This window comes from Vibrio sp. 99-8-1 (assembly GCF_013114595.1).
In the GTDB taxonomy this organism is placed as follows: Bacteria; Pseudomonadota; Gammaproteobacteria; order Enterobacterales; family Vibrionaceae; genus Vibrio.
Genome location: NZ_VTXE01000003.1, coordinates 1 through 12,320, shown reverse-complemented (window position 1 = coordinate 12,320; position 12,320 = coordinate 1). Strand labels below are relative to the sequence as shown.

The 12,320-nt window shown below is 42.8% G+C and carries 11 protein-coding genes; 8 read left to right on the top strand and 3 right to left on the bottom strand.

Features of this window, described 5'->3' with window-relative positions:
- Positions 1 to 111: 111 nt before the first annotated feature.
- Positions 112 to 1,092, bottom strand: coding sequence for a catabolite repressor/activator (cra, locus tag F0227_RS01935; protein WP_253822008.1), 981 nt, complete (start codon positions 1,090 to 1,092; stop codon positions 112 to 114).
- A gap of 283 nt (positions 1,093 to 1,375) precedes the next feature.
- Between cra and fruB the strand changes: the two genes are divergently transcribed.
- From fruB to F0227_RS01895, 8 genes are all read left to right on the top strand, one after another.
- Complete coding sequence (fruB, locus tag F0227_RS01930; RefSeq protein WP_171751477.1) at positions 1,376 to 2,509, top strand: fused PTS fructose transporter subunit IIA/HPr protein; 1,134 nt, start codon at positions 1,376 to 1,378, stop codon at positions 2,507 to 2,509.
- Positions 2,510 to 2,519: 10 nt separating this feature from the next.
- Positions 2,520 to 3,488: a 1-phosphofructokinase gene (pfkB, locus tag F0227_RS01925; RefSeq protein WP_171751476.1), complete on the top strand. Its 969-nt coding sequence runs from the start codon at positions 2,520 to 2,522 to the stop codon at positions 3,486 to 3,488.
- A gap of 22 nt (positions 3,489 to 3,510) precedes the next feature.
- Positions 3,511 to 5,241, top strand: a complete 1,731-nt coding sequence (gene fruA, locus F0227_RS01920) for a PTS fructose transporter subunit IIBC (RefSeq protein WP_171751475.1) — start codon at positions 3,511 to 3,513, stop codon at positions 5,239 to 5,241.
- A gap of 489 nt (positions 5,242 to 5,730) precedes the next feature.
- A complete protein-coding gene (locus F0227_RS01915; protein WP_171751474.1) occupies positions 5,731 to 7,023 on the top strand; it encodes an extracellular solute-binding protein in 1,293 nt (430 codons plus the stop codon).
- Between the two features lie 73 nt (positions 7,024 to 7,096).
- Positions 7,097 to 7,978, top strand: a complete 882-nt coding sequence (locus F0227_RS01910) for an ABC transporter permease subunit (RefSeq protein ID WP_171751473.1) — start codon at positions 7,097 to 7,099, stop codon at positions 7,976 to 7,978.
- A gap of 12 nt (positions 7,979 to 7,990) precedes the next feature.
- Entirely contained in the window at positions 7,991 to 8,833 is an 843-nt protein-coding gene (ugpE, locus tag F0227_RS01905) for a sn-glycerol-3-phosphate ABC transporter permease UgpE (protein ID WP_171751472.1), read from the top strand.
- Between the two features lie 49 nt (positions 8,834 to 8,882).
- Positions 8,883 to 9,962, top strand: a complete 1,080-nt coding sequence (gene ugpC, locus F0227_RS01900; protein ID WP_171751471.1) for a sn-glycerol-3-phosphate ABC transporter ATP-binding protein UgpC — start codon at positions 8,883 to 8,885, stop codon at positions 9,960 to 9,962.
- Between the two features lie 109 nt (positions 9,963 to 10,071).
- Positions 10,072 to 10,776 carry a glycerophosphodiester phosphodiesterase family protein gene (locus F0227_RS01895; RefSeq protein ID WP_171751470.1) on the top strand — a complete coding sequence of 235 codons (705 nt, stop codon included), beginning with the start codon at positions 10,072 to 10,074 and terminating at the stop codon, positions 10,774 to 10,776.
- Positions 10,777 to 11,025: 249 nt separating this feature from the next.
- Here the strand turns inward: F0227_RS01895 and F0227_RS01890 are convergent, their stop codons facing one another.
- Entirely contained in the window at positions 11,026 to 11,643 is a 618-nt protein-coding gene (locus F0227_RS01890; protein WP_171751469.1) for a LysE family translocator, read from the bottom strand.
- A 105-nt stretch (positions 11,644 to 11,748) separates the two neighbouring features.
- On the bottom strand, positions 11,749 to 12,036 hold the full coding sequence (locus F0227_RS01885) for a YkgJ family cysteine cluster protein (protein ID WP_171751468.1): 288 nt from the start codon (positions 12,034 to 12,036) through the stop codon (positions 11,749 to 11,751).
- Positions 12,037 to 12,320: the final 284 nt, after the last annotated feature.

The window sequence follows — 12,320 nt, the reverse complement described above, 5'->3', positions numbered from 1 at the left end:
GGGCACGATAGCGAGTGCCTGCGTCTTATTCTTGCTCTCATTTATACTCTATTCATTATCTGATAAGAAAATGGCCTCATTAAAGACGCACGCTGAGTGCCAACAAAGACGTTACAAACGGATAATCAGTTTTCTCGGCACTAGATCGATACCGGATTTCGCTCGTTCAGCAGACGCATTTAGTGCAAGCTCCAAAGCACTATCGGCAATCAATTCGAACTGTTGCGGCAGTGAATTGATTTTAATGGGCAAAAAGTCCAGTAAGCGGTTATCACCAAATGTGGCCAACTTAACATTCTTCATAAGTTCAGGATGTTCGAGGAGCACATCCAACACGCCTTCTAATAACGTATATGATGTAGTAACGATGGCGTCTGGTAAGGTATCGTTGCTCAACCATGTTGTCAGTACCTCTTTACCTGAGCTACGATCAAAATGTTGCCCATAGCCAACCATGCTTTTCAGGTTATTGTTTTGAACAGACGATGAAAAACCCGCTTCACGTTGTTTAGAAATGCTTAAGTCTGGAAGTGCACAAATCAGCCCTATGGTTTGAGTATGCTCAGAGATCACCGACTCAGTTAAATCAAATGCAGAGGTAAAATCTTCACTGATCACACAGCCAAAATGTTCGTCATCCATCGGTCTATCAATGGCGATGATAGGTGTACCTGACTTTTGTGCATTCAAATAAAATTCGCTGGCGTTAGGCAAGCAACTGGCTACAAATAACGCTTCAATTCTTCGGCTAATTAATGCATCAGCTAAACTCTCTTCAATGTCAGGCTCGTCATCCGAACAACCTATTAAGATCTGGTAGCCCGCTTTACGCGAGTTTTGCTCCAAAAGCTTTGCTAACTTGGCGTAACTGGTGTTTTCTAAATCAGGAATGATTAAACCAAAAGAACGGCTATTGCCCGCTCTTAACGATGAAGCAGCATGATCGGGTCGAAAATTATGCTTCTCCACCACCGCCATGACTTTTGCCTGAGTTTTTTCGCTGATCCGGTACTTCTTTGCTTTACCGTTAATAACATAACTGGCCGTTGTTTTTGAGACACCCGCTAACTTTGCGATTTCATTCAATGTCATTTTCGCTGCCTTTTTGTGCGAAGGATCATAAAAATTATTTTTAATCGTTATTCTAACTTGAATTGTACGCTGAATCGATTCAGTATAAAAGCTGAAAGGATTCAGCAAAACTTGAAATTTGATTTGAATCACTAATTTCACTGTCAGCAGCCAATGAACTCGGTTTGCTGAATTTTTTTAAATATTTGCTGAACCGATTCAGCCAGTAAATGAAAATAATGATGAATGGCGATAAACAGATCGGTTTTTGTCATATTTATAAACGCGAAAAATGAGGCTCAACATGCTAAAGCTCACTATTCAAGATGTTCAACTACAGCAAGTCGCGAAACAGAAAACCACTGCTATTCAGCAACTTGCTCGTGATCTCGCTAACAAAGGGCTTGTCGATGCGGGTTATGTCGATGGCATGCTTAGCCGAGAGTCACAACACTCAACCTTTCTTGGCAATGGTATTGCTATCCCCCACGGAACCACAGATACCCGTGATTTGGTGAACTCAACCGGTGTCGTTGTGCACCACTTTCCTCAAGGGGTTGATTGGGGAGACAACAATACGGTCTATATTGCCATCGGTATTGCAGCCAAGTCAGACGAACACCTTGGAATTTTGAAGCAATTGACCAAAGTACTGTCATCTGAAGGGGTAGAAGATAAGCTCAAACAAGCCTCGTCAGCACAAGATATTGTTGCTCTGTTGAATGGTGATGTGCAGTTCGAGATACATCTCAATAACCAGCTAATCCAGACAGAGTTTCCCGCCAACGATATCACCCAATTAATCGCCGTTGCCGCTGGCTTGATTCAAAACAATCATGCAGCGGAAGCTGATTTCGCCTCTCACTTAGTCAATCAACAGCCGACTTACCTTGGTGACGGGTTGTGGATGGTCAGCTCAACGGAATCCGTTACCAAAACCAGTTTGTCTATTGTGAGCACTAAGGCAGACATCCGCTTTAACAACAACCCCGTTAAAACGTTGATGGTCTTTGCTGTTTGTAACGCTGCACATAAAAACGTGTTAGCCATACTAAGCGAACTGATATTCAACCAACAACAAAGCAAAATCACGACGGGTAAAAGCCACGATTTAGTAACTTTGTTTACTCAAGATCAAGTTGAAGAGCAGAGTAAAGAAGATGAAGAAACCGCTACCTTTACCATCAAAAATGCTCACGGATTGCATGCTCGTCCAGGCGCGATGCTTGTTGCAGAAGCGAAAAAATTTGAGTCCATCATCAAGGTTAAGAACCTCGATGGACAAAACACTATGGTTAACGCCAAAAGCTTAATGAAAGTCATCGCCATGGGCGTAAAACACGGACACCAACTAGAGTTTTCCGCGATTGGCACTGATGCCACTCAAGCACTTGCATCAATAGGCTCAGCTATTGAGTCTGGTCTTGGGGAAGGATAAGGGCAGCATTATGACTTCAACCTTAAATCAAACCGCTATGCCCACTAAAAAAGTGGTTACCGTTACCCTTAATCCAGCATTGGATTTAACTGGCAACCTAGACCAACTGAACGTAGGCACGGTCAGTCTGGTTAATCAAGGCTCATTACATGCTGCGGGTAAAGGCGTAAACGTTGCTCAGGTACTTTCCGATCTTGGTGCCGATGTTACCGTCACAGGAATTCTTGGGGAAGATAATCAAGAGATGTTTCAACAACTTTTCCAGCAAATAGCCGTTACAGACCGCTTTATTCGGGCAAAAGGTGCAACTCGTATCAATGTAAAACTGGTGGAAGAGTCTGGTGCCGTTAGTGATATCAATTTCCCCGGAGTGACCGTAAGCGAAGAGGATATTGTTGCCTTTGAACGCACTCTGTTTGAACTGGCTAACGATCATGAATATTTTGTTATTGCTGGCAGCTTACCATCAGGAATCACCCCCCAACGATGCGCAACTTGGATTAAAGCACTGCGTCAGGCTGGAAAAAAAGTGTTGTTTGATAGCAGTCGAGAAGCATTAGCAGAAGGGTTAAACCAAGCGCCTTGGTTAATAAAACCCAATGATGAAGAGCTGTCAGGCTTTATTGGTCACCCTCTTACCGATGTTAACTCTTGCCGTCGTGCTGCTGAAGATCTAGCCAAAAAGAACATCGACAATATTGTCGTTTCTATGGGAGCTGATGGGGTGATGTGGCTGCACAACGATCAATGGCTGATGGCTAAACCACCAAAAATGAAGGTAAAAAGCACGGTAGGTGCTGGAGATACTCTCGTCGCAGGGCTCTGCTGGGGTCACATGCAAAACATGGAAAAAGCAGAATTATTGACATTCGCTACCGCATTATCTGCGTTAGCCGTTTCTCAAGTAGGCGTTGGCGTTCAAGACATCAATGAACTGCACCGTCTACAACAACAGATTCAACTAAGCCAGTTGAACTAATCAGTTAAACAAGGGCAAAAATATGAATATAGCAATTGTTACAGCTTGTCCCAGCGGTGTCGCAAATAGCGTCCTCGCCGCAGGCTTGCTTGAAAAAGCAGCACACTCTTTGCAAATTAACGCAAAAATAGAGTGTCAATCTACCGTTATCCAAGGTACAGCACTATCTACAGATGACATTAACAATGCAGAAGTGATTGTTATCGCAGCGAATACCACCGTTGATACCACTCGATTTGCGGGTAAAAAAGTGTATCAATCCGATATATCAGAAGTAATACAAGATGCTAAAACGTGGTTACAGAACGCACTAGCAAATGCAACTGAACTTTCCAAAACAGAAGCGGATACTATGAATACATCTATCAATCAAGACAGCAAAAAAATTGTCGCGATTACCGCCTGCCCGACAGGAGTTGCGCACACTTTCATGGCCGCAGAGGCACTAGAAAATGAAGGTAAACGTCGTGGCCATCAAATCAAAGTCGAAACTCGTGGTAGTGTTGGCGCCAAAAACCAACTAACGGATCAAGAAATTGCCGAAGCTGATCTAGTCATTATTGCCGCGGATATTGACGTTCCTCTTGACCGCTTTAACGGCAAAAAACTCTACAAAACGACGACCGGTCCCGCTCTAAAGAAAACCTCTCAAGAAATGGATAATGCTTTCGCCAACGCCACCATTTACACCCATTCTCAAGGTGCGGCAGCTTCTTCTATTAATGAGAAAAAAGGGGCATATAAACACCTTATGACGGGTGTTTCACATATGCTTCCAGTCGTGGTTGCGGGTGGATTAATTATCGCCCTCTCGTTTGTATTTGGTATTGAAGCATTTAAAGAAGAAGGCACCTTAGCCGCCACATTAATGACCATTGGTGGAGGTTCCGCTTTTGCTCTAATGATTCCAGTATTAGCGGGTTATATTGCATTCTCTATCGCAGACCGTCCGGGCCTTGCTCCTGGTCTTGTTGGTGGTATGTTGGCCAGCTCTATAGGCTCAGGTTTCCTTGGCGGCATCTTAGCGGGCTTTATCGCGGGTTACGCAGCTAAGTTCTTAGCGGATAAAGTTCAGCTTCCGCAATCAATGGAAGCACTTAAACCAATACTGATTATTCCTCTCGTGGCAACACTGTTTACTGGTTTAGTCATGGTTTACATTGTCGGTGGTCCCGTTGCGAGCATTATGTCTGCAATGACCGAATTCCTGAACAACATGGGCAGCACCAATGCCATCGTGTTGGGTGTTATTTTGGGTAGCATGATGTGTTTCGACCTCGGTGGCCCAGTAAACAAGGCTGCTTATACCTTTGGTGTCGGCCTGCTCGCGTCAGAAACTTACGCACCAATGGCGGCCGTTATGGCTGCGGGTATGGTTCCTGCGCTAGGTATGGGTTTAGCGACATTCATTGCTAAGAACAAGTTTGACAAAGATGAACGTGAAGGTGGTAAAGCCTCTTTCGTACTAGGATTATGCTTTATTTCTGAAGGTGCTATACCGTTCGCAGCACGAGATCCAATGCGTGTCATTCCTTGTACTATGGCTGGCGGTGCTGTTGCTGGTGCACTGTCCATGTTATTCGGTTGTGAGTTACTTGCGCCTCACGGAGGTCTGTTCGTACTGTTTATTCCTAATGCTATTTCACCCGTCATTATGTACATTGCAGCGATTGCAGCAGGTACCGCAGTGACCGGATTTGGTTATGCATTCTTGAAACAGCAAAATGAAAAACAACAAGCTGTAACGGCTTAGAGTAAATGTTGGCTTTGCCTTAACGTACGTTAAGAGATGACGCAAAAGGGACACTTCATTGAGTGTCCCTTTAATTATTAGTCTGTCTCGTCCTAAAATGTGCTTACATATTTAGGGCTTTAAAATGAATAACTCAATATCTATACTCACCTCGCACATTCACTACAAGATTCAAGTATCTAAAATAGATACTCATAACACATAGATAAAATACAACTTACCGTTAATAGACATAGATTTGGCGCTCTACCCTGCCAGTGGTTCCGGTAACTATAATTTTCATAGTAATAAACTTTGTCGCTCTTGATTGCAGCCGTTTAGTACTACCTTCCAGACACTTTCGTAATATTTTTCAAATAAATCATTCACAAAATTGATAGATAACTGAAACCATTTTGTCATCAATGATCGACACCATGTATTCGAACGAAAAAAGCAATATTCGCACGAAACTTTTGATGATATTTTTCAGATACAAAGGAAATCAGAATGAACAAGCTATGGTTAGCAGGACTATTGGGCGCAAGCGTATCAACAACTGCACTAGCAACAACGGAAGTAACATGGTGGCACGCCATGGGTGGACAACTCGGCGATACTGTAAATAAGATCGCAACAGATTTTAATGCCACACAATCAGAGTATAAATTAATTCCTGTTTATAAAGGGTCATATACCGAAACCCTGACGGCAGGTATTGCCGCATTTCGTGCCAACGAAGCGCCGAACATATTACAAGTTTTTGATGCTGGTTCCGCCACCATTATGAACGCAAAAGGTGTTGCCAAACCGGTACAAGATATTCTGGTTGAATCTGGCTACGGATTCGACTCTTCAGCTTACTTGGCTGGTGTTCGTAACTTCTATGCTGATAGTCATGGCAAAATGGTCGGAATGCCTTTCAATAGCTCTACACCCGTTCTCTATTACAACGCTGATATGTTAAAAGAAGCAGGGGTTGAACCACCAAAAACTTATGAAGAGATGGAAGTCGTCGCCAACAAGTTGAAAAACAAAGGGCATGCTGCATTTTCTCAGTCTCACACTCCTTGGATCTTCTTTGAAAACTTTAAAGCTAGACACAATCAGCAGTTAGCTGATCAAAACAATGGCTTTGATGCCCCAGCTACCGAGCTTAAGTACAGCTCTAAAAACCTACAAATGCATTTCACTAAAATGAAAGAGTGGGCGGATAAAGGCTATTACAAATATTACGGTAAAGACTGGTCTGCAAACCAAACACCATTTGAGCGCAAAAAAGTGGCTATGTGGATTGGTTCTTCAGGTTCATTCGGTGGCCTTCGTGAACGCGTTGACTTTAACTTAGGGACTACGTATCTGCCTTACTGGAAATCGGTAAACAAAGATGCGGGTGTCACCTTTATCGGTGGAGCGGCACTATTTGCTCTGTCTGGTCATGAAAAAACAGAAGATAAAGGGGTCGCCGCTTTCTTTAACTATCTCACCAGCCCTGAAGTTCAAATGTACTGGCACAAGACCACAGGTTATGTCCCTGTAACTAATGCGGCTTATGAACTAACCAAAAAATCCGGTTACTACCAAGACAATCCAGACGCAGAAATTGGTGTTAAACAGCTAAGTCTTGATGGTGGTGAGTGGACTAAAGGTTACCGTTTGGGCTTTTACCCTCAAATACGTGAAGTGATGTACCGCGAAACCGACAAAATTTTTGCGGGCGATTCTGGCGTTAAAGAGAGCCTGACAAAAATTGATAACGAAGCAAAACAACTATTAAAACGTTTTGCTCGTACCGTTAAGTAACTTATCTCTTGTTGGTAGCCATTCTCACAGTACCCCAACGTCCGTTGGGGTACTTAATCAAATAGGTTTTCACGTGCAACATCGACAAAATTTCCGGCACTCTCCTCTGCCTTACATTTTATTAGCACCGCAGATCATGATTATTGCGGTTTTTTTTCTCTACCCTGCTGCTAAAGCTGTCTATCTATCATTTATGCTGGAAGACCCTTGGGGAATGTCCTCTACATTCGTTTGGTTCGAAAACTATACGATGCTTTTCGAATCTGGCGAGTACCTAAAAGCGGTTGGGTTTACTCTTTTTTTCTCCATTATTGTCTCTTTTCTTTCTCTTGCATTGGCGCTATTACTTGCCGTAAAAGCAGACAAGGTTATCCATGGGCAAGGCGCATACAAAGTTCTATTAACATGGGTTTATGCCGTAGCACCCGCAGTAGCAGGCATAATGGGTTATTTTGTCTTTAACCCTCATATTGGAATGTTTGTGGATCTATTCGCCCTTCTCGGCGTGGATTTCCACTACCAAACAAACCCAACACAAGCGATATTCATCCTTGTCTTAGTCTCCGTCTGGAAACAAGTCTCTGTCAATTTTGTCTACTTTCTCGCGGGTTTGCAGTCTATTTCATATTCAGTAAAAGAAGCGTCTACTTTGGATTGTGATAGCGATAGCCGACGGTTTTGGACCATTACATTTCCACTACTGGCTCCTACCGGATTCTTCTTGCTGGTGATTAACCTTACTTATGCCTATTTCGATACATTTGGTGTCATTGACACAATGACAGCAGGTGGCCCCGGAGGCTCAACCACCTCTTTGGTTTACAAAGTATTTACCGATGGGTTTGTTGGCGCTGATCTCGGTGGCAGCTCGGCTCAATCAGTGGTGCTGTTATTAATCGTTCTATTTCTGAGCTACCTACAGTTCAGGTTTATCGAAAAACGTGTGCACTACTAAGGAGAATTAAATATGCAATCAAATCACTGGAGCGATCATCTCATCCTTACTGTTGGCGCACTGTTTATGCTGATCCCAATTTGGATGATTTTTGCTAGCTCAACTCACGACTCCTCCACCATTTTAACGCAAGGGCTGCAGTTTTGGCCCGGAGATAAATTAGAAGAGATTTATCACCAAGCTTGGACTCAGAGCCAAGGTTTTGCTAGCAATGTTACCGCCAAGACTATGATTATTAATTCATTAGTCATGGGAATGGGTTTTGCGATAGGAAAAATAATTATTTCCATATTTGCAGCTTATGCACTGGTCTATTTTCGTCTCCCTTATGCCTCAGCATGGTTCTGGCTCATATTTGTCACTTTATTGCTGCCATTGGAAGTTCGCATCATTCCCTCTTACGAAGTTGTGTCGAGCTTAGGAATGTTGAACAGTTTTTCTGGGTTAATCATTCCATTGATCGCTTCTGCAACCGCCACTTTTTTCTTTCGTCAGTTTTTTAAAACCATTCCAGATGAACTGATTGAAGCTGCGCAACTGGATAACGCCGGACCAATCCGATTTCTTATCGACATATTATTGCCTCTATCAAAAACCATGATGGCGGCTATTTTCATCATAATGTTTGTGGTGGGTTGGAACCAATACCTGTGGCCAATCATGATGACCACAGACGAGAACTACAACACCATGGTAATGGGTATTAAGCAGATATTAAGCAACATCAATGAAACGCCGAAACCACAATATAACTACGCATTCGCCATGGTCATTCTTGCCATGCTACCCCCAATCTTAGTCGTAATAATCTTCCAGAGATGGTTTGTAAAAGGCCTCATTGAAAGCGAAAAGTAGCCACCAATGGCATTAAAAAAAAGACGCCCCACATATTAAGGAATAAACCATGCTAGAAATAAAACAACTGAGAAAAACTTATGACAACGGACATCAAGCGGTAAAAGGCATTGACCTTTCCATCTCTCAAGGGGAATTTATCGTTCTTGTCGGGCCTTCTGGATGCGGAAAATCATCCATCTTACGCTCCATTGCTGGTCTTGAAACAATATCGGGAGGAATGATCACCTTAAATGGTCAGCAGATTAATGACACTAAGCCTTCAATGAGAGATATCGCGATGGTTTTCCAAAACTATGCTCTCTACCCGCACATGACGGTTTACAATAATCTTGCTTACGGCCTCAAAAATCGAGGGGTGAAAAAAAGTGAGATTGAGCAAAAAATTCAACAGGTTGCTAAAACACTAAAAATCGAAGCCTACCTAGACAGAAAACCATCAAAGCTTTCTGGAGGGCAGCGTCAACGAGTAGCCATGGGTAGAGCCATTGTGCGTGACCCCCAGCTTTTTCTTTTTGATGAGCCTTTATCTAATTTGGATGCTTCATTAAGAGCCCATATGCGGTTAGAGATCAAAAAACTACAACGAAAACTGTCAGTCACCAGTGTTTACGTTACCCATGACCAAGTAGAAGCAATGACGTTAGCTGACCGAATTGTGGTATTAAATCTAGGTGAGATTGAACAGGTAGGCACGCCATCAGAAGTCTACCATCAACCCGCCAGCCAGTTTGTTGCCAGTTTTATAGGTAGTCCAGCAATGAATTTTCTCTCTGCACACATACAAGATGGTCATATTGTTCTCGGCAAGCAGGTTATTTTCCTTGAAGAATATGCCCACCTAAAAGATCAAGAAATCACGCTAGGTATTCGCCCAGAGCAAGCAGAAATTACCCCACTGGACAACAGCGTACAGCTGAGTATATCCCTTAGCGTAATAGAACCACTTGGCCCCAATCAACTGGTTCACGGCAAATATAACCAGCAAGCATTCATCGCCGTTACACCAGAAATGACATTGGACACGAAACAGCCACTAACCCTGTATGCAGAACATAAGAATCTACACCTGTTTGATACTCAAGGTAAGCGACTTACGGCTCTGTCTGCCTTTCAGCAAATTGCCTGATATGAGCAAACACACGGTAAAAATAAATTACTGTGAATCGCAACGCTTGAACCTAGATGTAAACTGAATACAATGTCATCCATCTTCGTACACTAAAGAGATCTCCATCATGACAACAAAAATTGTTGGCCACCGAGGTTTTTCTGGGTGCTATCCCGAAAATACTCGACTGAGCATATTAAAAGCCGTTGAGCTAGGACTTAACTGGGTAGAAATTGACATTCAGCCCACTGAAGATGGTGAGTTAGTGGTGTGTCATGACTTCACTGTAGACCGTTGTAGTAATGGTACTGGACGTGTTGACAGCCTTACGTTAGATCAAATTCGTCAATTGGATTTTGGTCAATGGTTCTCCAGTGAAAGTGCCAATGAACAGATAATGACCATTGATGAGCTATTAGCTTTAGCCAAAGAACATGGCCTTCACCTGAATATTGAAGTGAAATTGGATACCACTAATGCACGAAAAGTGGTCAGAACCCTTAAAAAAGCCCTGATTTTATCTGGTATCTCAACAGATCGGGTTTTACTGTCTAGTTTTTCTTTCGCCGTTTTAGATGAGTTAGCCAAGCAATGCTCTGCATTTCGAATTGGCGTTATTAGTGAAGAGTACAGCGACGAAGTACAGAGTCAGTTACAAAAAGTGTCTGCCTATAGTTGTCACTTAAACTATCAGTTTGTGACACAAAATCAGCTAGATACGCTAAAGCAACAGGGTTATCAGGTATGGTGTTACACCGTTAATCGGGCAGAAGACTTTGCCTTACTAGAGCAAGTTGACGCGATATTCTCTGATTTTCCAGATCGTTTTTAACTAAACGAATAATAGAGAAATCAAACCTCGCCAACACAATCAAAAAATAGCAGCACTGCGCCTAGTTAAAGCTTAACTTATTATTAAATATGGCGTCTTGACTTTCTTATCCTGAGTTGAGGTTAAATAGGCAGGCCTTGTGAAGAGCCTGCCTATTTTTTATGGCTAAGCCAATGAGAACTCCCTCGATTTACATACCCGGAATGCGACATGTTGAGATTCATTAGATACACATAGCAGAGCTCTCTATTACAGATGAAGTAGTGGCTGAGCGATTTCGTTAATGACAGGTAGCACAGACAACACCAACAAGCCTGCCATCGTATAGTTAAACCAGACTCGTTTTTGCGGATCTTTTAATACTTTTTTCAGCATAGAACCGAACAGTAGCCATATGCCAACACAAGGAAATGAAACAATAAAAAACGTTAAGGCGATGGTGAGGTTTTGCCCGTAAAAACTGGTTCCTGCCGTGGTAAACGCGGCTATAGCCCCCGTCGCCACCACCCATGCTTTTGCGTTAACCCACTGAAACAATGCCCCTTTCAAAAAGGATAACGGCTCTGTTTGGTTGTCAGAACCGATAGCACCAGCAGACTTAGCAATTAACCATGCTAAATAGAGCAGATATAGGGTTCCGATACATTTAATAATCATGTGTAAACTCGGAAACAGATCAAAAAGCTGCGCAAACCCCAATCCTACCAACAACAACATAATGGTGAAGCCGATACAAATTCCGCTAAGTAAAGGAAGGGTTTTCTTGATGCCAAAATTGACACCAGAGGTCATAACCATAATGTTATTGGGGCCGGGCGTTACCGAAGAGGAGACGGCAAAAAGGGTAACGGCAAATAAGTAATCCATTCAACTATCCGTAGTGTTATCCATGTTTCAAGGATATGGGGATGAGTGGATATTTATTCAACTGGTATTATAAAAATATCCATAGGATTACCTCAAAGAATAGAACTACAAACCCACTCTTTCATCACGACATTCATAAGAGCCCATCTCGAACTCTCTACAAATCCACGGGCGGTTTTCATAGATGGTACACATATAGGTTTCTCTATCTAATGCTGAGCACCAGCCATCATCTAAACGCAGCATGGTTTCTCCGCCCCAACGATCTACCGCAATGTGCTCTTCTGGTACACCAGTGTCTGTTAAAATCATGACTTCTAAGCGACAACAACAAGCGTGGCAGTTAGAACAGCTAATTGTCGGCTCAGAATCTGTTTTGATATCAATGGTCATAGGCATCTATCGTTAAGTTAGTGCCGCTATACTCAAGTGACCTCAAGGTGCTTGTTCAGCGAGAATTTATTGGCTGCTGATCAAGGCACTGATTTGAAGGCATAGTCATTTTACGGCAAGAATCAGTAACACAGAGCAGGAGCCAATAAAACTCGCCCTTTGGGAGTACATCAACACGCTCATTTCTGCGTCAGATAATCTTGAAAGGGAATGCCATTCCTTCAATTATCTTTCTTGAACTGAACTTGTTGATGTTGCTCTGAATCCTGCATCTTGAGGTCACT